Here is a 19,850-nt window from a genome sequence, read left to right as displayed (position 1 = left end):
CGGGGGCTCGTCGCCGGGGTGCGCCGGAGAGGACTCCGACAGGCGCCTGTGGGCTTGCGCTAGAGTCGGTCCCGATGGAGGCGCATGACGACCTTTTGCGGCGCTTCGGCGTCGACCATGCGCGCCTGAAAAGGGCCTCCGAGGCAATAGCGGTGGTGGCGCCCGAGGTCGCCGGCGGGTTGCCGGCGCTGCTTGCCGGGGCTGCCGATCCCGGTCTGGCCCTGGCGAATTGGGAGCACTTGCTGGACGAGACGGCCGACCCGGCAGCGATTGTGGGGCTGACCCCGGCGGAGAGGGCCGCGCTCTTTGTTCTTTTCGGCGGGAGTCAGACGTTATCGGGGCACCTGCGCGCGGCGGGTAAGCGGTGGGTGGAAGTCTTTCGAGCGGCACTCGCGGCGCAATGCTGCCCGGCGGCCGACCATCATGCGGCCCTAACCGGGGCGGCGGCGCTTCCCTGGGAGGCGTTTTCGGAACAGCTCCGGCGGCACTGCCATGCTGCTTACCTGCGCATCGGGCTGGCGGACTTGCTGGGTCGCTACGCGGTCGAGACGACGATGGGCGAGCTGACCGAGTTGGCGACCGGGCTTTTTGCGGCGGCCTACGACTGGGCCCGGCGGGTGGTCTGCGAGCAGTTCGGGCGCTTGCCCGGTGGCGGGGACGGGGGTGGACAGGAATCCGGCTTTGTGGTGCTGGCACTGGGCAAGCTTGGCGGCGGGGAGCTGAACTACAGCTCCGATGTCGACGTGATGTATCTTTACGAGTCGGACGCGGTCGAGAGTGTGGGCGGGCCTCGCGGTGCGATCGGGGCACGTGAATACTTCACGCGCCTGGCGGAGTTGGTGACTCGCGGGTTGCAAGATGTAACCCCTGCGGGGTTCGCATTTCGGGTCGATTTACGCCTGCGCCCCGACGGTATCAATGGTCCGATCGCCAACACGGTGAGCAACGCGGTACTTTACTACGGGTCGTACGGCCAGACCTGGGAGCGCAGTGCCCTGATTCAGGCGCGACCGATCGCCGGGGCGACGGGTTTGGGCGAGGCGTTCCTGCGGGAGATCAGTCCGTTCGTGTACCGGCGTTATCTCGACTACGCCACCGTCGCGGACATGAAGGAGATGAAGGCGCGGGTGGAGGCGCAGCTCGGCGGTAAGGGTGGTCGAGGCAACGTCAAGCTTGGTCGTGGCGGCATCCGGGAGATCGAGTTCGTCGTCCAGGTGCTGCAACTCATCCACGGCGGACGAGACGACCGTGTGCGTCGGCGGGGATCGCTGCCGACGCTGCGTTGCCTGGTCGAGGGCGGCTATGTGCCGGAGGACGAAGGGGCTGCGCTGGTGGCGGCGTACCGGCACCTGCGCAACGTCGAGCACAAGATCCAGATAGTTCAGCAACGGCAGACGCACACGGTGCCAGCGGGGGAGCGCGACCAGGAGGCGCTGGCAAGGCGTCTGGGGTACTCCGGTAGCGACGCAGTGGAGCGTTTCTGGCGGGATCTCGAGGGCTGCGCCGCGGTTGTCCGCCGCGCCTTCGAGAAGCTCTTTTACGAACCCGAGGCGGAGCGGCGGCGCGCGGCAGACCCGGAGGTGCTGGAGCTGCTCAACGCGAGAGGGAGCCGGTCGGAGGCGGTCGAGGCGTTGCGCCGTTTCGGGTTCAAGGACCCGGAATCGGGTTACGACGACCTGGTCTTGCTGCGCGACGGGCCGCCGGGGGCGCGAGCGCGGGCGCCGCGACGGCGTGTGCTGCTCGAGGTGGCGCCGGCGTTGCTTGCCGCCATCAGGAGGACGGCGGACCCGGATCTGGCGTTGCGTAATCTGGCGACCTTTGTGTCGTCGGTGGGAGCGCGCACCAGTTTTCTTGCGCTGCTGAGAGAGAATCCGGGAACGCTGCGGATGCTCGTCGAGCTCTTCGGTGGCAGTCAGTTTCTGGCGAATGCCTTCATTCGTCACCCGGAGTTGCTCGACACGCTGGTGCGGGCCGACCTTGTGCACGTACACCGCGCGGCGGCAGACCTGGCGGCGGAGATCGCCGAGACTCTGACTGCCGCTGCGGACGAGGAGGAGCGCTTCGATGTCTTGCGCCGGTTCCGTAATCAGGAGTTCCTGCGCATCGGCATCAACAACATGCAGGGGCTGCTGGGTCCCGACGATGTGAGTGCCGAGCTGACCGCGCTGGCCGAGGTGTGTTTGCGGGCCGCCAGCCGGCTGGCGGACATGGATGTATGCGCCCGCTGCGGGCTCGCGCGCCTGTCGGGGGCCGTGACGGTGCTGGCGCTGGGCAAGCTCGGAGGCGGAGAGATCAATTACCATTCCGACCTTGACCTGATTTTCGTGTACGACGGGAAGGAGTCGGACGATCTCGGATTGTCGGCGCACGAGTGTTTCAGTCGTTTTGCGCAGAGGCTGATCACGTTGCTGCAGACGACGACGAAGGAGGGGATAGTCTATCGGATAGATACCCGGTTGCGGCCGTCCGGACGTTCGGGGCCATTGGTGTCGGCGTTGGAAGGTTTCCGCCGTTATCACGAGACCAGTGCGCAGATCTGGGAGCGGCAGGCGCTGATCAAGGCGCGCCCGGTGGCCGGCGACGAGGCCCTGGGGCAGCGGGTGGCTGAGATCGTTTCGGCGTTCGTGTACCGTGCTCCCCTGACTGCCGCCGAGGTGGCTGAGATGCGGCGTCTGCGCGGCCGGATGGAACGTGAGCTGGCCCAGGAGACCGCGGAGCGGTTCAACATCAAGACCGGACGCGGCGGTCTCGTGGATGTGGAGTTTGTGACGCAGATGCTGCAACTGCGTCATGGGGCGACGGAACCGCGGGTGCGGGTACGGGGTACGCTCGTGGCGCTGGACGCTCTGGTTTCCGCTGGCGTGTTGCCGGCGGACGACCACGCACTGCTGTCCGACGGTTACCGGTTCCTGCGGCGGGTCGATAACGCGTTGCGCCTGGCCTACGACCGGCCGGTCGAGGGGCTGGACCGCAAGCGGGGCGAGTTGGCGACTGTCGCCAGGCGGGTTGGTTTCGAAGGAAGCGGAGCGGATGCCGCCGAGGGGTTATGGCAGGAGTACGTCGTGCGCCGCGAGGCCATACGCGGGTGCTACGAGCGGTGGTTCGACGAGGTCGAACGTGGGCTGCGTTGACTGGGAAGCGGCGGTTCGGTAGGGCGCGAGTCCGCCGCGGCGGAAGTGGCGGTCGCGGGTGGGCCGTGTGCGGGCGAGAAAGGAATTGAAGTGCAAAAGACCGATTACATCTGGTTCGACGGCGCGCTGGTTCCGTGGGACGCGGCTCAGGTGCATGTCATGGCGCACACCCTGCACTACGGGTTCGGGGTGTTCGAGGGGATCCGGTGTTACGAGGGGACCGACGGACGGGGCGCGATCTTTCGCCTTGCCGAGCACGTCGACCGTTTGTTGGGGTCGGCGCACATCCTCGGGATCGCCATGCCGTTCGATCGCGACGCGCTGAGGGCTGCTTGCATCGAGACGGTGCGGGCGAATCGGTTGACCTCGTGTTACTTGCGACCGCTGGTGTTTCTAGGCGACGGCGAAATGGGGTTAGCGGCGGTTAACAATCCTGTTCGGGTGGCGATCGCGGTGTGGCCCTGGGGGGCGTACCTGGGTGAAGAGGGTCTGCGGCGCGGGGTGCGTATCAAGACGGCGTCGTTTCAGCGCATGCACGTGAACACGCACATGACCAAGGCCAAGGCGGTCGGCAATTATGTGAATTCGATCCTGGCGGCCGTCGAGGCGCGGCGCGCCGGTTATGACGAGGCGATGATGCTCGACACCGACGGCTTTGTGGCCGAGTGCAGCGGAGAGAATTTGTTCGTCGTGCGCGGGGGGCGAGTGCGGACGACGCCGGCGACGTCGATCTTGCCGGGGATAACCCGCGACGCCGTGCTGACGGCGTTGCGCGATCGCGGGGTGGCGGTGAGCGAGGAGCGCTTCACCCGCGACGATGCTTACCTGGCTGACGAGGTGTTCATGACCGGTACGGCGGCGGAGGTGACGCCGGTTCGAGAGATCGACGACCGCCAGATAGGCGCGGGCCGCCCCGGTCCGGTGACGCAGGATTTGCAGGCGTGGTATGCCGGCGTGACGCGCGGCGAGGTCCCGGCGTACCGGCACTGGCTCACCCCCGTATAGAGGACCGACGGACCCGCGCACGCGGCCGTGTATTTTGGTTGACTCGAATAGCTATGGGGTCTATTTAGCGGCGAGTTTGGTTCTGCGGCGAGAGCCGTGGTTGCGAGTGGTTGGGCTCGGATTGGCGCCGTGCCGGGGTTCGGCGGGACGTAGACAACTGAGGAGTGCGGGTTTGACGAGGAGTGCCATCCGAACGATGCGGGCTGTATTGCTTGTGCCGGCGTTCATCCTGGGTGGGGCGATGGCGGTCTACGGCGACGTCACCACCGAGCGCGCCAGCTCGATAATCATTTTTCCGCGGGTATTGTCCGACGCTGCCGGCCTGCAGACTGGCGCCCCGGTGGACACGGTTATCCAGATTTCAAGCACATCGAACTCGATGGCGTATGCGCACTGTTATTACGTGAATGCGTCGCCAGCCGATCCCCGGCAGCCGCCCGGGGTGCTGAACCCGCCCCAGTGGCAGGAAGTCGATTTCGATATCCGGCTTACCAAGCATCAGCCAACCCACTGGGTGGTGTCGCAGGGGCGGCGGGAAGATCCGTCAGACCGCGCGTGTACGCGGGCCAATCGGGACTGTGACGGGGCGGGATTCGATCCCGGAATGATCCCGCCGGTGCCCGATCCCTTCGTCGGGGAGTTGAAGTGCGTCGAGGTCAACCTGATCGGGGATCCGAGTAATGGCAATCACCTGAAGGGGGAGGCGACGCTGGTTACGCCCGAGGGGGACGCGAGCAAGTACAATGCGGTGGGCATACTCGGGCTGAATACGGGTATCAGTTCGAACGACGAGGACGCTTTCCTCTGCCTTGGCAACGCGCCGCCGGAAGTGTGTCCGAACGGGGCGGAATACAACGCCTGTCCGCAGACCCTGGTGGTCAACACGTTTGCCGAGGGCGCGACGAATCCGGCGGTTGAGGCGTTCGGTAACGGCCCGTCGCGGGTTTTTACCGAACTGTCGCTGGTGCCGTGTTCCCAGGATTTCGAGAACCAGGTGCCGGCTTCGGTGGTGGTCCAGTTCAAGATCATCAATGAGTTCGAGGAGCTGTTTTCGGCGAGTACGACGGTGACTTGCTGGAGCAGTTTCCGGCTGAGCGAAGTCGCTCGCGTATTCGAGGTGGGCTTCGTCGGCAGCCGGTTCGTGCAGATCCAAATGTGGGCGGCAACCCCCGAGTATCCAGGCTTCATCGGGGTTGCCGAGGAGTTTCATGCACAGCCGGGGCTGGCCCCGGGGACGTTGCGCGTGGGGCGGGCGGCTTTGAATCTGCTCGTCGAAGGGGAGCGTCCGAACGGCGACGTCATTCGGCTGATCGAGGTGTTCCAATGAGGCCGCGACGGCGCCTCTGGCCGAGGGGTGCACGGCTATTTGCCGGACTAATGGCAGTTGCGGCCGCGGTCGGGGCCGGTTCGGAACGGATCCAGGCCCAGGTGGCGTCCGACCGACCGGCGGCGCTACTCGTTTTCCCCAAGATCGCCGTGGACACGAGGGGGGTTACGAGTCGGGGGCGGGCGGATACGCTGGTCAGGGTGACCAACATCTCCGATGAGGCGATTACGATAAAGTGTTTTTACGTGAACGCCAATGGCCACTGCTCGAACGCGCCGGCCACGGTTTGCATGCCGGGGGCGCCGCCGGGCCCGGATAATCCTTGCGGTCCGGGGGCGATCTGTATACCGGGATGGCAGGAAGCAGATTTTCAGGTGAACATCACGGCCGGGCAGCCGGTTGCTTGGCTGGCCTCGGAGGGGGCGGTGGCGTGCGAGGAGGTCGTAGGCACGGACTTGCCCTGCTTCCCTCTTGATGCAACAGGCCAGGCGGCGCCGAGTAACAACGGCGGCAGCCGCGTGCCCCCGGTATCGGAGGACCCGTTCGTCGGTGAGTTGAAGTGCATTGCGGTGGACCGGAACGATGCCCCGGTCGAGCGCAACGAACTGAAGGGCGACGTGGAGATCGTTCGTTCGGACGCCGACTTTATCGACGTTCTTGCGTACAACGCGATTGGCATCCCCGCGTTGGCGGACGCCAACGATCGTGACAACGTCCTGGTTCTGGGCGGTGACGGTGCAGAGTACGCGGGCTGTCCGAACGTGCTCATCATGGACCACTTCTTCGACGGTGCGCTTGACCCGGTTTCGGGCCGTACGGTGACCAGCGATCTGACGCTGGTGCCCTGCACGGAGGACTTCCTGACGCAGGCGCCGGTGACGACGACCGTGCAGTATCTGGTCTACAATGAGTTCGAGCAGCGGTTCTCGACGAGTCGTCCGGTAACCTGTTTCCAGGAGATCCGTATATCCGCGATCGACACCGCCAGCCCCGACCGGTCGATCTTCAGTGCGGCGGTGGCGGGTACGTTGACCGGGCAGACTCGCCTGCGCGGCGTCGCTTCCGACAAAGTGGGCATTGGGAATACGCTTCTTGGGGTGGTGGAGGAGTTCCGTGCGGGCGCGGGAGGGGCGGCGTTCAACCTGCACCTTCACGGCACGCGGACGCAAAGTGACTACATCTATCTGCCCTAGAACGTGGAAGGAAGTCGGTGTGGAGCCGGTTCGAAAAAAGGGTCCTTTTGACTTGACAACTTTGGACCCCCTAGATATAAGGCCGCTACTTGGTCGAGGGGTTCGCCCTGGGCGAATTCGGTGCGGCGTGATTGAAAGGAGGAGGGTAATGCGTAGGCAGCGAGGGCTATTTGGGCTCATGGGGCTGGTGGCCCTGGTCGCTTTGGGCGTCACGGCCCAACCAGTGGCCGCCAAGGTTACCACCGAGCAGGGTGCGTCGATCCTGATCTTCCCGAAGGTCATCGCCAACGGGGTTCGGGACACGATCATTCAGATAACCAACACCGGGAACCCGACCGCGCGTGCCCACTGCTTTTACGTGAATGGCGCGCCGACGATTCCCGGCCTACCGGTTGGGCCTAATAACCCGCCGCTTTGGACCGAGATCGATTTCGACATCTGGCTTACCAAGCAGCAGCCGACGCACTGGGTGGTTTCGACGGGGCGTCTCGATGACGGCACGAATGCGAGCTGCCGCGCGGTGCCCTGCGATCCGAATACGTCCGGCACGGAGAATGCGGATTGCTGCGATGCGGGCTTCCCCCCCGGTCGGGTGCCTCCGGTTGTGCCGGACTTCACGGGCGAGCTGAAGTGTATCGAGGTCAACATTGATACTGGCGAGCCGCAGTCGAACAACAAGCTCACCGGTCACGCCACCTTGGTCGATCCGCTCACCGGAGACGTCTCCAAGTACAATGCCATTGGCATCAAGGGCAACGACAACAACAACGGGGACAACGTACTTTGCCTCGGCGGCGGAGTGACCTTGGAGTGCCCGCGTGGCGCTGAGTACGACGCTTGCCCGCACACGTGGCTGCTCGATCATCCGGCGGTGGGCGCGCCGAGCCCGGTGGTCGATCAACAGCCTTACTGCGAGGCGCCACCGTGCAGCGCGGTGGGTGTGAACCTGACCGTCGTGCCGTGCACCGAGAACTTTGAAACCCAGAACCCTCCGCCGGTCACGATGCAGTTCGTAATCATCAACGAATACGAGCAGGCGCTCTCTGCGTCGACGACGTTCCGGTGCTGGGAGTCCTACGAGCTCGAGAAGATCAGCAACGCCTTCTTGGCCAGCACCATCGGCGGCGTTACCTTGCAGACTCGGATGCGGACATTTGCCGCAGCCCCGAATCAGGGCGTAATCGGCGGCGGTGTCGTTGCGGTCCTCGAAGAGACGCACGTGCAGTGCCCGGCTGGTTCGGGCTGCTATACCGGAACGCCGACAATCGTGTCGCGGGCCGCGGCGAACGGACACAGTACGTTCCGCGATCAGACGGTCCACGACCTGATCACTATTCCCGCGGACCAATTGGTACCGTGACCAAGCTGCGCTGGCCAACTGGCGTCCCAGGGACTGTGGAAAGGAGACGACACATGCGACAGGTGCGATGGGCAGGCTGGACGATGGCGGTCGCGGCGGTTCTAATGATCCCCGGCGTGCAATCGGCACGGGCAGATATCGAATCGGACAAGCCGGCAGCCTTGGTTGTGTACCCCGATATCGAGGTGGATACGGGGGTGGGAACGGATACCGTTATCCGGCTCACCAACACTAACGAATCGGCGACAGTTCAAGTCCACTGCTTCTACGTGGATGCGAACTACCACTGCTCGGGCGGGTTCAACGACGGGGCAATCTGTAACGGTAACCCCGCTGTTTGCAGCGCGGGTGGTGGATTGGGTTTCTGCGTTCCCGGATGGTTGGAGGTTGACTTCCGGGCGCGACTGACGGCTCGGCAGCCGATCGAGTGGAAGGCCTCGGATGGTCTGTCCGACTATATGCTGCCCCTGCCCTACGGCGTGTGCGCACTCAGGCCGACGCGAGCTTGCACGAGCGACGACCAGTGCAAGACGTCCGTCGGTGGGCCCGGTGGTCCGTGCACCCAGAGCAATGCCGGCACCCGTATACCTCCGGTACCGGAGGATCCGTTCGTCGGCGAGTTGCGCTGCTACGTGATTGACGCCAACGGCGACCCCGTGAAGAGCACCGAGGCCAACGTGCTCAAGGGCGAGGTGGTGACGGCCGATACCGACGGTGGCGCTTCGTTTACTGTGAAGGAGTACAATGCCATCGGCGTGCAGGCCACTGGAACAGTTTCGGCCCCGAGTAACGAGCTTGTTCTTGGTGGGCCGGAGGCCGAGTACAACGGGTGCGCTAAATACCTGTTACTCAACCACTTTTTCGACGGGGCGGAGAATCCGGTTCCTGGTAGTGATCGGAATATTTACACCGAGCTGACCCTCATACCATGCACGGCTGACTATCTCCGGCAGATCCCCGGGCAGGCCGTGGTGCAATACTTGGTGTTCAACGAATACGAGCAGCGGTTCTCGACGAGCCGAGGCGTGCGGTGCTTCGACGAACGCCTGCTGAGCAACATCGACACGCCTAACAATTCGAGATCGATCTTTTGGGCCGGGGTAGCAGGCACCCTGACGGGGCAGACCCGGATGCAGTCGATCGGTAGTGGGATACTTGCCGTGGCGACAGAACTCCATGACCGGGCGCCGAATGGGCGCCAGGGGGATACTGCAACGGCGGCGTTCAACATACACCAGAACGGGAGCCGCGAGGCCGCAGACGTGATGACGCTCCCCTGAGACAGGCAGGGAGTGGAGGCCTAGCGACGAAGGGGCGCCCAATCGGGCGCCCCTTTTTTTGCCTATTGGCTATGATGGGGCGCGGACTGGATCAGCTAGGAGGCGGTGCCTTGCCCTCCACGAGGTTGAGAATCGATTGCTCCAGACAAACCCCGTCGAGGGCGTTGATTTCCTGAACGCCCGTAGGGCTGGTGACGTTAACCTCGGTCAGATAGTCGCCGATGATGTCTAGGCCGACAAGGACGAGGCCGTCGGCGCACAAACGGGGCCCCACCGCCGCGACAATCTCAAGATCGCGGGCGGTTAGGGCGCTTCTTACGCAGTTGCCGCCGACGTGAATGTTGCCGCGGTGCTCGTCCTCTCGCGGGACACGCAAGACGGCGCCGAGAGGTTGGCCGTCGAGGAGAATGACACGCTTGTCGCCCTGACGGATTTCGGGAAGGTATCGCTGCGCCATGATGAGACGACGGCCGTTCGCGGTCGCGGTCTCGATAATCGAGTTGAGATTGCGGTCGCCGGTGCGGATGAGGAAAATGCCGGCGCCACCGCACGCGTCGAGGGGCTTTAGAATGGCCTCGCCGCCGACCTCGGCGAGAAAAGTGCGCAGGCGCGCCATGTCGGAGGTTACGAGGGTTGGAGGGATCAACGAAGGGAAATTGAGCGTGTAGAGTTTCTCGTTGGCGTCCCGCAAGGCGCGAGGGTTGTTGAGAACGAGGGTGCGAGCAGGGTCGGCGAGGCTGAGGAGATGGGTGGCGAAGAGGTAGTCAAGATCCACGGGTGGGTCCTTGCGCATAAATACTACCTGGAACCAGTCCAGCGGTTCTGTTCGCTCCTCGAAGAGGCGAAAGTGCGGGATACCCCGCATGACATCGGCCCGGCGGAAGCAAGCGAAGGAGGTGGAGTCGCGCGTGAACAGGTCGAATTGGGTGCAGTAGTAGACGCCATGGCCGCGGTGGAGGCTTTCGAGCATCAGGACGAATGTGGTGTCCTTGTCGGGAAGAATGCGGTCGATGGGGTCCATGACGAATAGGAACCGCTTCCGCTGCCGTTCTGTTGTTGAGGATGGGCGCATGGCTGTGGATGCTACGGCGCATGCGGCACGGTCGCAAGGTAGCAGTGACCGTTGCGTTAGGGCGGAGTGCCTCATCCCGGTGATCTGCCGAGATCACCCCAGAGGAACTGGCAGAGGGCAAGCGCGGCTATTGCTGCGGTCTCCGCGCGCAGGATGCGGGTCCCGAGGGTTACCGGTGTGCAACCCGCCAGGATGGCCGTCTGGCGCTCCTCCGGGGTGAATCCGCCCTCAGGGCCAATGATGGTAGTGACCGCGGCAGGGGTGGACAGCTCAGCAAGCTGACTTATTGGCTGTGCCGGTCGTGTGGCGGCAGGCTCGAGAAACAGTAGCCGCAGGGGGGACGTTGCATCCGCGAAGACGGCGGCGCCTGGCAGCGGACCGGTTATGGTGGGCGACGTGGCGCGCCCGCATTGCTTGGCTGCGCTGCGAGCGATCCTTTCCCAACGTTCGCGACGGCTGGTCGAGACGGCGCCAAGGGAACGCTCGCACGTATAGACCACAATTGCGGACACCCCCAACTCGGTTGCCTTCTCGATGAGAAGATCGAGTTTGGGGGCCTTGAGTGCCGCCTGGGCAAGCGTGATGCGGCAAGGAGAGTCAACCCCTTCGGTCGCTGCACCCGCAAAGCGGACGACCGCCTCTGTCGCAGCCACGGCGACCACTACCCCGGGGCGCTGTCTTCCGCGCCCGTCGCCCAACACGACCCGACTTCCGGGCTGCAGGCGACGCACGCGCAGGTGGCGAAACTCGGCTCCCCGGAGAATGGCATCGAGTCCGTCTAACTGATGCGGCTCGACGATGAAGATCGGGACAGCCATGCCTCTTATGGGCGGCGCAGCTCCAGTGTCACCCAGTCCCCCTCCGTGATGGTCTGGGTGGCGTGAAGTCCCTCGCGCGCGAACTGCTGCTCGACGCGATCGGCGTCGGCGCTGACAAATCCGGCGCATACCATAACGCCAGTGCGTGCCAGCAAGGTCCGCAACCGCGGCGCTAATTCCGCGAGCAGGTCGGCGAAAAGATTCGCCAGGATGAGGTCGAACGGTCCGGAGACCGGGTCGAGGGAAGGGACAACTCGCAGCCGACCGCCAATTCCATTGATCTCACCGTTCTCCGTCGCGGCGGCGCGAGCGACCGGGTCCGGGTCGACAGCCCACACCTCCCGGGCTCCGAGGCGCGCGGCGCCGATGGCGAGAATCCCGGAACCGGTGCCGCAGTCGAGCACGCGTCGCAGGGGTGCACGAGCCGCCGCACGCTCGGCGAGCAGCAGGCAAGCCCGCGTTGTCGGGTGGTCCCCGGTGCCAAACGCCATGCCTGGGTCGATGACAATCTCGATGCGGCCAGACGGAGCCCGCTCTACTTCCCATGACGGACACACGTAGAGCCGTTTGCCGATGGTCTGTGGTCGGCAGTGCCGCTTCCAGGTTTCGCCCCAGGCTTCCTCGTCTACCCGACGCGTCGCGATCCCATCTAGCCTTGCTCCGAGGTCGGCGAGCAACCTGCGCAGGGCGGTGATGGGAGGCATTCCGGCGAAGTACCCCACTATCTCCGAGTTTGCCGAACCCTCGCGCACCTCGATTCCCGGGGAGCCCGCCTCGACGAGGAAATTCGAGACGGCCTCGATATGCCGATTACTTACCCTGACGCTGAGTTCGGCCCATGAACGAGCCACGGCGACCCTATCGCACGAGCGCCTTCCAGAGCGCAACCGGCGTCCGGGCACCACGCGGCCTTGATTGGCACCCTCGCCTGGCCTAAGGACACCGGCGATGCACCGGCCGTGGCTGCGGATTGCCCACCGCGGGGCTTCGGGTGAGGCCCCCGAACACACGCGACGGGCGTTTCTGCGAGCCCTCGATCATGGCGTGGACATGATCGAGCTGGACGTGCACCTCAGTCGAGACGGGGAGCTGATCGTAATTCACGACGACGTCCTGGAGCGGACCACCAATGGCCGTGGTCTGGTGCGCGAGCATGAACTTCCGGGCTTGCGGGCGCTCGATGTCGGTGCGTGGTTCGGGCCGGCATTTGCCGGCGAGTCGATTCTCACGCTCGGCGAGGTCGTGGCGCTGGTCGATGGCCGTGCCCGCCTCAACGTGGAACTGAAGTCGCCGCGAGCGGATTGGCGTGGGCAGGCGTTGCAACTTTCGGACGTCCTGCGGCGTGCGGACATCGTCGGATCGACGGTGGTGTCTTGCTTTGACCCGGAAGCGCTGGCGGTGTTGCGCGATGTGGAGCCGGCGGCGCAATTGGGGCTGCTGTGGGCCGATGCCGACGTCGAAGTCGCCTGGGACTGGGCGCGGCGCCTCGCAGCGATTTCATTCCATCCCCACTGGACACTTACCGCCGAGGCGACAGTGAATGCGGCGCACGAGCGTGGGTTGCTGGTCCTGACGTGGACGGTGAACGAAGTCGAGGTGATGGAAGACCTGCTCGCGGCCGGCGTCGACGGAATCATTACCGATTATCCCGACAGGTTCGCGGCGCTCCACCGGCCCGGTACGCCGTCACCTTGAACATCATCCTGCAAAGAACTAGTGTTCGCAGGTTAGGCGCTCTGGGCGTAAGCAGGGCGTCTCAAGAATTCAACCATCCCACGAGCGGGAGGGGGTGAACCTAATATGGCAGGGGTTCGCGTCAAGGAAAACGAACCCATCGAGAGCGCCATCCGGCGCTTCAAGAAGCAGTGCGAAAAGGCCGGCATCCTCGCCGAGCTGCGTAAACGCGAGCACTACGAGAAACCGAGCGTGCGCCGGAAGAAGAAGGCGCTCGCCGCCAAGAAGCGTTTCCTCCGGAGAGTTGCTCGGAGTGGGTACTGATGCTTGATGTTCGATGCGCAGGAGCAGGATCGATGAGGACGCGGTGCAGATGACCGCGCCCGACGTCCTGCTTCTGTGCTTCGTCGCCCTCGCGGCGTTACGCGGCTTCTGGCGTGGGTTCTTTCGCGAGGCGTTCGGGCTCCTGGGGTTGGTCGGCGGCCTTGCCACGGCGGTGTGGCTGACGCCCTGGGTCGAGGCGTCCATCGACCGATCATTTCGCCTTCCGCCGCCGATCCCTGCAGGGGTGGCATTCGTCGGCATCTTTGTGTGTGTGCACACGGCGATGAGCGCGCTCGGAGCCGTCGCGGATTGGCTCCGTGGCGTCGGCGGTCGGAGGTGGCTGCAGGGTCTCGGGGGAGCTTGCCTGGGTGCCGGTAAGGGGGCTGTTCTGGTCGCCTTCGTCGTGCTCTTCCTGCACCTGTTCCCGGTACTTCCCGGCCTCGACACACGCTTGCGGGAGTCGACGGTTGCCCAGCACCTGATGTCGGCCGCGGCGAAAGCCGTTCGCACGGGATGGGCGGTGGGTGTGGCTCCGGAGACCGGCGGGGGGGGCTGAGCGAAGCCCATGGCGGTACGTATCCCCGACTCCACGCTGGAAGCCATCCGGGATCGCGTGAGCATCGTCGAGGTCGTATCGGGGTTCGTTACGCTCAAGAAAGCCGGCCGCAACTACGTCGGCCTGTGCCCGTTTCATGGCGAACGGACTCCGTCGTTCTCGGTCAGCGACGACCGCGGCCTGTTTCACTGTTTCGGTTGTGGGGTCGGTGGGACTATCTTCACTTTTCTCATGCGCATGGAGGGCCTCACGTTTGTGGAAGCGGTAGAGGCCCTAGCGCGTCGGGCCGGAGTGCCATTGCCGACGCTGTCGGACAGTGGGGCCGAGAGTGCACGCCGGCAATACATCGAACTGAACGAATTGGCCCAGCAATACTTCCGCGGCTGCATGGCGGCGGAGGCTGGAAAGGCGGCGCGCGAGTATCTCGCACGGCGCGGCCTGACGGCCGTGACCATCGAACGTTACGGGCTCGGTTTCTGTCCGGCGGCAGGATCCGGACTGGCGCGGCGGTTGCGTGCTCAGGGTAAGTCGACGGCGCGCGCGGCCGAGGTCGGCCTCGTCGGCACACGAAACGATGGGACTGCTTACGACCGTCTGTGGGGACGCGTGACGTTCCCGATTCGTGACGGCAGCGGTCACATCATTGGCTTTGGAGCCCGCACTCTCGGAACCGAACAGCCGAAATACTTGAACTCGCCGGAATCGCCGATCTTCCACAAGGGCCGTGTGCTTTACGGTCTCTACGAGGCGCGGGATGCCGTGCGCACCGCGAACCGGCTGGTCGTCGTCGAGGGATATCTCGACGCGCTCTCCCTGGTTGAGGCGGGCATAGGTCACGTGGCGGCGACTCTGGGAACCGCTTTGACCGCCTCGCAACTGCGACTCGCACGGCGCTTCGCGCCCGAGATCGTGGCTTTCTTTGACGGCGATCGGGCGGGGGCGGAGGCGGCGATGCGGGCTTTCGGCGTCTGTGCGGAGGTCGGGGTGTGGGGACTCGGCGCCTTCCTTCCGGACGGCGAAGACCCGGACACCTACGTCCGCAGGCATGGTGCGGAGCGAACGCGCGGACTTCTCGATCAGGCCATTCCGCTGGCCGATTTCTTCCTGCAACGGGTCGATCCCGGACAGTCGGCTCCGATGCCGGCGCGGGCCGCGGCGATCCAGCGGGTCAGGGATGTGATTAGCCGGGTGGCCGACCCGGTGCAGTTCAGCTTGCTGGCCCAGCGCGCGGCGCAGCGGCTGGGTGTCGACGAGTCGGTGTTCCGACAAGGGCGGGCCGCCGGCGGCGAGCGCGGCGCCGCCTCCACGCCGACGATGCAGGCGTCTGGGGCGCAGTTCAGGCCTGAGGAATCGACCCTGATCGAGGTCATGGCGCTCGATCGCGAGGCCGCCCGGTTCGCCGCCTCCGCGGGGGCGATCGAGGCGTTGTCGAGTGGGGAACTGGCGACGGCGGGGCGCGATATCCTGGGAGCTTGGGAGCGCGGGGACTCCGCCGCGGGCATAATCGACCGGTTACCCGGTGCGCTGGCGGACAAAGTCGCGGCGGCTTTGCTGGGTGAGGGGCCCGCGGCAGCGACGGACCGCTTGCAGGTGGCCCGCGACTGCGTGGCGAGAATCGCCACGCGCGTGCAGCGTGCGACTGCGGCGGCCTTGCGCGCCGACCTCCGCGACGCCGAGTCACGCGGCGATAACGATCACTTGCAGGAGAGACTCCGACGGGCCAATGAACTGTTGCGAGGCAAGAGGTGAGGTTCGGTACCGCCATACGGCTGGGGCGCCGCTTGATTTCCGGTAAAGAGGCTGCCATCTGCATGGAAGATGGTCGTACGGGGTGCGGGACGGCAATGACCGAACGCCCGGAGCGACCGCCGGGCGACGCCGAGGAGGCAGAACGGCTGCCGCGCGGAGATGAGCGTGGGGCCGCCTCCTCGCGCCGGTGTGCAGGTAACGGGCCCATAGCTCAGTCTGGTCAGAGCCGCCGGCTCATAACCGGTAGGTCCCAGGTTCGAATCCTGGTGGGCCCATTGTTTCCGTGAGAGGGGAAGATACGCGCGTGGAGAACGCCGCCCAAACCGCAATTCAACGCTTGACCGCTCTACAGGACCTGGACCGAGTCGTTCGAGAAAAGACCGAACAGGTACAGGCTTTGAAAAAGGAGATGGAGGCAGCCGAAAATCGACTGGCACAGCAGCGACAGCTTGCCGAGACCAAGCGTAACGAACGTGAGGCCCTGGACAAGCAACGTCGCGAAATCGAGAGCGTGATCGAGGCCGACGAAGCCCGCATGAAAGACCGTCGCATGCGGCTCAATCGCGTCCGCAACGAGCGCGAGTTGCAGGCTCTGCGCTACGAGATCGAACAGGGCAAGGAAGTCAACCGGACTCGCGAGGAGGAGTTGCTGGCGCTGCTCGAAGCCGGCGAGGTGGCCGCCGCGACCGCGGACGAAGCCACCCGGGTGCTTGCCGAGATCGAGTCGGGAGCGCAGACTCAGACTGCGGAGTATCGGCAACGCATCCGCGAGCTCGAGGCGGCGATCGCCGGTTCGATGGCGGAGCGCGAGCGCATGGTTGCCGGTTTGGAGACGCGCCTGCTGCGACGCTACGAACAGATCTTCGCGCGCCGCGGCGGTATGGCCGTCGTCGAAGTCCGCAATGGCATTTGTCAGGGCTGCTTCATGAACCTGCCGCCGCAGTTCTTCAACGAACTGCAGCGTGCCAACGATGTGCGCACCTGTCCAAACTGCCACCGCATCCTCTGTTGGCGCCCCGAGTAGATCGGTGACGGCAACTCGGCTAGTGTGGAATAGTCGGAGGGGATCGCACGGTCGCTCGCGCCATCGATCAGCGCGAGAGGAAAGTCCGGACTCCGTAGGGCAATGGTGGCCGTTAACGACGGCCCCGGGTGACCGGGGGAAAGTGCCACAGAAAAGAGACGGCCTCGCGCGCAAGTGCGGGGAGTCGGTGAAACGGTGCCCCGAGCACCAGCAGCGATTCGGTGACGACGTTGCTCGGCAAACCCCACCAGGAGCAAGACTGAAGAGAGGGTTGCGCGGCCCGCGCCCCCTCGGGTAAGTCGCACGAGGCGGACGGCAACGTTCGTCCCAGAGGAATGACCGTGGGTTCCGTGCCCTGCACGGGACGACAGAATCCGGCTTACAGATCCCCTCCGGCACTGCCCTTTCCGCAGTCGCAAGATTTTGTGGAAAATTGTTGTTGACACACCCCGGGGTAGAGGCATATACGTCCTGCCGGTGGGGAAAGGTGGGGTGGAGTGGTGGAGTAGCCCAAGTGGTGGGGTATGTTTCGCGGAACCTTCGAGCACGCGATCGACGACAAGAGTCGCGTAAGTGTGCCCGCAAGGTTCCGCGAAATACTCCAGGCCACCGGCGACGAACGGGTGGTCATTACTAACTTCCTTTCGCAGTCTACCCGCTGCCTCGATGTCTATCCGATTGCTGCGTGGGTACAGCTCGAAGAGCGGCTCCGAGCCCAGCCGCAGTTCAATCCCCGGGTCGTCAACTTTCTGAACTACTACGTTTCCGCCGCACAGGACTGTGTGCTGGACAAGCAGGGGCGCATCCTGTTGCCGGGCAATTTGCGGGAATATGCCGGGCTGAAGCGGGACGTCATGTTCACTTCCGCGCTCGACAAGTTTCGAATCTGGGACAAGGACGCCTGGGGCCGGGTGTTCGGCGAGGCCGAACGGCAACTGATGGACCATCCGGAAGACCTCGGCGCCCTAGGGATATGAGGATGTGGCAATGCTGCCCCTCTCGTTGATTCGTCCGGCTGCAGTAGAGCACCGGCGGTCGGCGGGGGTCCCGCTGGTCCGTCCGCGGTGGCCGCGGCCAGCCAACACGACGGCCCTGAGTGTTGTCGACTCGCGCTCGACCGTGTTCTGGGCGGCCGCCGCGACCATCGTGGGTATCGCGATTGCGCTCGGGCATGTCTGGCTGCGTCTTCAGGTCGTGGAGGTAGGTTATCGCTTGTCGACCACCCGTCAGGTGATCCAGCGTTTGGAAGGGGAAGGGCAGGAGCTATTGCTGGCGGCGTCACGGCTCGACGCCCCGAATCGACTCGACGGGCTGGCACGTACCAGGCTGGGTATGGTCGCGCCCGAAAAAGGTCAGGAGTTGGCCCTCCCATGACCCACGGTCTACGCCTGCGTATTGCGAGCGTGGCGGGAATCTTTTTCGTGCTGTTCGCGGTGGTGCTGGGGCGCGTCTTTATGTTGAGTATGTTCGAAGGCGAATCGCTGCGCGACCGTGCGCATCGCCAGCATCGTCAGCGAGTCAGTGCGCCGGCGGACCGCGGGCCGATCGTCGATCGCCACGGCCTGGTGCTGGCGGTGACGTCAGAGTCCGCGGACGTGTACGTCCGGCCACGACAGCTTGCCGCCGATGCCGCCCTCGTGGGCACGCTGGCACGCACGCTCGACCTTCCCGCCGCCGATGTGGCTCGCAAGCTGCATGCGCCGTCGCCGTTCGTATGGTTGCGCCGGGATGCGACCCTCGACCAGGCCACGGCCGTCGAGGCACTTGGCGTACGCGGCGTCGGGTCGGAGCCCAGTCGGCGCCGCACCTATCCGCGCGGTCCCTTGGCCGCCCAGGTCGTCGGCTTCGCCGGGCGGGGTTCCAAGGGCCTCGAAGGCGTCGAACTCCTTTACGATCAGGTGCTGCGGGGACCGCTCGACGCGGTCGTTGCCCGCCGAGACGGGGGTGGACGGTTGATGCTCGTGGATCCGGCCGCGCCCCAGCCGTCCCGTGGCGGCGCTCGGGTCGAGTTAACGATTGACGCTTCCCTGCAACAGGTGGCCGAGACGGAACTCGAGGCGGCCGTGAAGGCCCGCCGCGCGGCGGCCGGGGTGGCAGTCGTGATGGACCCTGCGACCGGCGAAATTCTCGCCCTCGCCAGTATGCCACGCTTCGACCCAAACCATCTGACGCAGGGCTCGGCCGACCGTTGGCGTAACCGTGTTACTGCCGACGCCTTCGAGCCGGGATCGACGTTCAAGGGGGTGCTGGCGGCAGCAGCGCTCGAAGCCGGTGTGGTGAAGCCGACCGAGAGGGTATTCTGCGAGAACGGTTCGTATGCGGTGGGCAACCGCGTCGTACACGATCACGACCCGTACGGCTGGCTGACATTCTCCGACGTCATCAAGTATTCCAGCAACATCGGCTCGGCCCGGATCGGAGAACGCCTGGGCGCCGACCGCTTCGAAGCGGCGCTGCGCGCTTTCGGATTCGGGCGGCAGACCGGGGTGGATCTGCCGGGCGAGGTCACGGGCATTGTGCGCCCGCGCGACAAGTGGGGGCGAATTAACCTCGTGACCATGAGTTTCGGGCAGGGCATCGCCGTCACGCCCATCCAATTGCTGCGGGCGTATGCCGCTATCGCCAACGGTGGCAAGCTGATGCGTCCGTATGTGGTTCGCCGAGTGGTGGGTGCGGACGGGAGCGTCCTACTCGAAAACGCGCCGGAGATCGTCGGTCGACCCATCTCGCCCAGGACCGCTGCGGCGGTTACGGACATGCTCCGCGGAGTCGTCGATGCCGGCACGGGGACCCAGGCCAAAGTCGAAGGGATCCCGGTGGCCGGAAAAACCGGTACGGCGCAGAAGGTCGACACGGAGACCGGGCGCTATCATCCCCGTGCCCGCATGTCATCGTTCGTTGGTTTCTTGCCGGCGGACAATCCTCGCTTTGCGATTCTCGTCGTCATCGACAGTCCGCAGACTGCGGTATACGGCGGTGTCGTTGCGGCACCCGTGTTCCGCGGGATTGGCGAGTACGCGGTGGACCGGTTGGGATTGCGCATGGTGACGGCGCCGGAGACGGTGCCGGCCGCCGGACCGCGCCCCACCGAGGAAGCCGGGACGCAGTTGGTGAGTTGGGATCCGGGGGCCGAATCGCGTGGGATGCCCAGTTTCCTGGGCTTGAGCATGCGAGACGCCCTGGTGCGGGCGGCGCGGGCGGGCTGGGCTGTGGAGGTGAGTGGCTCGGGGTATGTGGTGGCCCAGGACCCGCCCGCGGGTGCCAGCGCGGGTCCGGGCAAGCGTCTGCACCTGCAGTTTGGCACCGACGCGGGTTAACGCTATGAAAGGAGCGCTGG

Annotated in this window: 17 protein-coding genes, 1 tRNA gene and 1 other RNA gene; 16 read left to right on the top strand and 3 right to left on the bottom strand. The window is 65.1% G+C overall.

Annotated features, from left to right (window positions below):
• Positions 1 to 74 precede the first annotated feature (74 nt).
• The 6 genes from glnE (at position 75) to L6Q96_18570 (ending at position 9,296) form a co-directional block, all read left to right on the top strand.
• Positions 75 to 3,131, top strand: a complete 3,057-nt coding sequence (gene glnE, locus L6Q96_18595; protein MCK6556563.1) for a bifunctional [glutamate--ammonia ligase]-adenylyl-L-tyrosine phosphorylase/[glutamate--ammonia-ligase] adenylyltransferase — start codon at positions 75 to 77, stop codon at positions 3,129 to 3,131.
• Between the two features lie 90 nt (positions 3,132 to 3,221).
• Complete coding sequence (locus L6Q96_18590) at positions 3,222 to 4,136, top strand: branched-chain amino acid transaminase (GenBank protein ID MCK6556562.1); 915 nt, start codon at positions 3,222 to 3,224, stop codon at positions 4,134 to 4,136.
• A gap of 196 nt (positions 4,137 to 4,332) precedes the next feature.
• A complete protein-coding gene (locus tag L6Q96_18585; protein MCK6556561.1) occupies positions 4,333 to 5,463 on the top strand; it encodes a hypothetical protein in 1,131 nt (376 codons plus the stop codon).
• Positions 5,460 to 6,656, top strand: a complete 1,197-nt coding sequence (locus L6Q96_18580) for a hypothetical protein (GenBank protein MCK6556560.1) — start codon at positions 5,460 to 5,462, stop codon at positions 6,654 to 6,656. Before L6Q96_18585 ends, L6Q96_18580 begins: the two co-directional genes overlap by 4 nt.
• 148 nt (positions 6,657 to 6,804) lie before the next feature.
• Complete coding sequence (locus L6Q96_18575) at positions 6,805 to 8,016, top strand: hypothetical protein (GenBank protein ID MCK6556559.1); 1,212 nt, start codon at positions 6,805 to 6,807, stop codon at positions 8,014 to 8,016.
• Between the two features lie 53 nt (positions 8,017 to 8,069).
• Complete coding sequence (locus tag L6Q96_18570) at positions 8,070 to 9,296, top strand: hypothetical protein (GenBank protein MCK6556558.1); 1,227 nt, start codon at positions 8,070 to 8,072, stop codon at positions 9,294 to 9,296.
• A gap of 91 nt (positions 9,297 to 9,387) precedes the next feature.
• Here L6Q96_18570 and gshB read toward each other — a convergent pair whose 3' ends face one another.
• The 3 genes from gshB to L6Q96_18555 all read right to left on the bottom strand — a co-directional run bounded on the left by gshB (position 9,388) and on the right by L6Q96_18555 (position 12,037).
• Positions 9,388 to 10,317 (bottom strand): glutathione synthase, encoded by a 930-nt coding sequence (gshB, locus tag L6Q96_18565; protein MCK6556557.1) that lies wholly within the window; start codon positions 10,315 to 10,317, stop codon positions 9,388 to 9,390.
• Between the two features lie 122 nt (positions 10,318 to 10,439).
• A complete protein-coding gene (locus L6Q96_18560) occupies positions 10,440 to 11,186 on the bottom strand; it encodes a 16S rRNA (uracil(1498)-N(3))-methyltransferase (GenBank protein MCK6556556.1) in 747 nt (248 codons plus the stop codon).
• 5 nt (positions 11,187 to 11,191) lie between these two features.
• Positions 11,192 to 12,037, bottom strand: a complete 846-nt coding sequence (locus L6Q96_18555; GenBank protein ID MCK6556555.1) for a 50S ribosomal protein L11 methyltransferase — start codon at positions 12,035 to 12,037, stop codon at positions 11,192 to 11,194.
• A 97-nt stretch (positions 12,038 to 12,134) separates the two neighbouring features.
• On the opposite strand from L6Q96_18555, the gene L6Q96_18550 reads away from it, so the two are divergent.
• The 10 genes from L6Q96_18550 to L6Q96_18505 all read left to right on the top strand — a co-directional run bounded on the left by L6Q96_18550 (position 12,135) and on the right by L6Q96_18505 (position 19,830).
• Entirely contained in the window at positions 12,135 to 12,881 is a 747-nt protein-coding gene (locus L6Q96_18550; GenBank protein ID MCK6556554.1) for a glycerophosphodiester phosphodiesterase, read from the top strand.
• 105 nt (positions 12,882 to 12,986) lie between these two features.
• Positions 12,987 to 13,184, top strand: a complete 198-nt coding sequence (rpsU, locus tag L6Q96_18545; GenBank protein MCK6556553.1) for a 30S ribosomal protein S21 — start codon at positions 12,987 to 12,989, stop codon at positions 13,182 to 13,184.
• A gap of 49 nt (positions 13,185 to 13,233) precedes the next feature.
• The gene (locus tag L6Q96_18540; protein ID MCK6556552.1) at positions 13,234 to 13,740 is read left to right on the top strand and encodes a CvpA family protein; all 507 of its coding nucleotides are present in this window, start codon (positions 13,234 to 13,236) and stop codon (positions 13,738 to 13,740) included.
• 9 nt (positions 13,741 to 13,749) lie between these two features.
• Positions 13,750 to 15,489 carry a DNA primase gene (dnaG, locus tag L6Q96_18535; GenBank protein ID MCK6556551.1) on the top strand — a complete coding sequence of 580 codons (1,740 nt, stop codon included), beginning with the start codon at positions 13,750 to 13,752 and terminating at the stop codon, positions 15,487 to 15,489.
• Between the two features lie 200 nt (positions 15,490 to 15,689).
• Positions 15,690 to 15,764 (top strand) — tRNA-Ile (locus L6Q96_18530).
• Between the two features lie 134 nt (positions 15,765 to 15,898).
• The gene (locus tag L6Q96_18525; protein ID MCK6556550.1) at positions 15,899 to 16,513 is read left to right on the top strand and encodes a C4-type zinc ribbon domain-containing protein; all 615 of its coding nucleotides are present in this window, start codon (positions 15,899 to 15,901) and stop codon (positions 16,511 to 16,513) included.
• A 35-nt stretch (positions 16,514 to 16,548) separates the two neighbouring features.
• Positions 16,549 to 16,911: RNase P RNA component class A (gene rnpB, locus L6Q96_18520), an RNA gene on the top strand.
• 126 nt (positions 16,912 to 17,037) lie between these two features.
• A complete protein-coding gene (mraZ, locus tag L6Q96_18515; GenBank protein ID MCK6556549.1) occupies positions 17,038 to 17,490 on the top strand; it encodes a division/cell wall cluster transcriptional repressor MraZ in 453 nt (150 codons plus the stop codon).
• A gap of 10 nt (positions 17,491 to 17,500) precedes the next feature.
• Positions 17,501 to 17,887, top strand: a complete 387-nt coding sequence (locus L6Q96_18510; GenBank protein ID MCK6556548.1) for a cell division protein FtsL — start codon at positions 17,501 to 17,503, stop codon at positions 17,885 to 17,887.
• Complete coding sequence (locus L6Q96_18505; protein ID MCK6556547.1) at positions 17,884 to 19,830, top strand: transpeptidase family protein; 1,947 nt, start codon at positions 17,884 to 17,886, stop codon at positions 19,828 to 19,830. Before L6Q96_18510 ends, L6Q96_18505 begins: the two co-directional genes overlap by 4 nt.
• Positions 19,831 to 19,850: the final 20 nt, after the last annotated feature.

It is taken from the genome of Candidatus Binatia bacterium (assembly GCA_023150935.1).
Classification (GTDB): domain Bacteria; phylum Desulfobacterota; class Binatia; order HRBIN30; family HRBIN30; genus JAKLJW01.
The sequence above is the reverse complement of the archived record's forward strand: the minus strand, read 5'-3'. Positions and strand labels throughout refer to the sequence as shown.

Coding starts and splice junctions, on each gene's coding strand:
- gshB (MCK6556557.1), bottom strand. CDS start 10,317: ATGGACCCCATCGACCGCATTCTTCCCGACAAGGACACCACATTCGTC.
- L6Q96_18510 (MCK6556548.1), top strand. CDS start 17,501: ATGCTGCCCCTCTCGTTGATTCGTCCGGCTGCAGTAGAGCACCGGCGG.
- L6Q96_18550 (MCK6556554.1), top strand. CDS start 12,135: ATGCACCGGCCGTGGCTGCGGATTGCCCACCGCGGGGCTTCGGGTGAG.
- rpsU (MCK6556553.1), top strand. CDS start 12,987: ATGGCAGGGGTTCGCGTCAAGGAAAACGAACCCATCGAGAGCGCCATC.
- mraZ (MCK6556549.1), top strand. CDS start 17,038: ATGTTTCGCGGAACCTTCGAGCACGCGATCGACGACAAGAGTCGCGTA.
- L6Q96_18525 (MCK6556550.1), top strand. CDS start 15,899: ATGGAGGCAGCCGAAAATCGACTGGCACAGCAGCGACAGCTTGCCGAG.
- L6Q96_18585 (MCK6556561.1), top strand. CDS start 4,333: ATGCGGGCTGTATTGCTTGTGCCGGCGTTCATCCTGGGTGGGGCGATG.
- dnaG (MCK6556551.1), top strand. CDS start 13,750: ATGGCGGTACGTATCCCCGACTCCACGCTGGAAGCCATCCGGGATCGC.
- L6Q96_18540 (MCK6556552.1), top strand. CDS start 13,234: ATGACCGCGCCCGACGTCCTGCTTCTGTGCTTCGTCGCCCTCGCGGCG.
- L6Q96_18570 (MCK6556558.1), top strand. CDS start 8,070: ATGCGACAGGTGCGATGGGCAGGCTGGACGATGGCGGTCGCGGCGGTT.
- L6Q96_18580 (MCK6556560.1), top strand. CDS start 5,460: ATGAGGCCGCGACGGCGCCTCTGGCCGAGGGGTGCACGGCTATTTGCC.
- L6Q96_18505 (MCK6556547.1), top strand. CDS start 17,884: ATGACCCACGGTCTACGCCTGCGTATTGCGAGCGTGGCGGGAATCTTT.
- glnE (MCK6556563.1), top strand. CDS start 75: ATGGAGGCGCATGACGACCTTTTGCGGCGCTTCGGCGTCGACCATGCG.
- L6Q96_18560 (MCK6556556.1), bottom strand. CDS start 11,186: ATGGCTGTCCCGATCTTCATCGTCGAGCCGCATCAGTTAGACGGACTC.
- L6Q96_18575 (MCK6556559.1), top strand. CDS start 6,805: ATGCGTAGGCAGCGAGGGCTATTTGGGCTCATGGGGCTGGTGGCCCTG.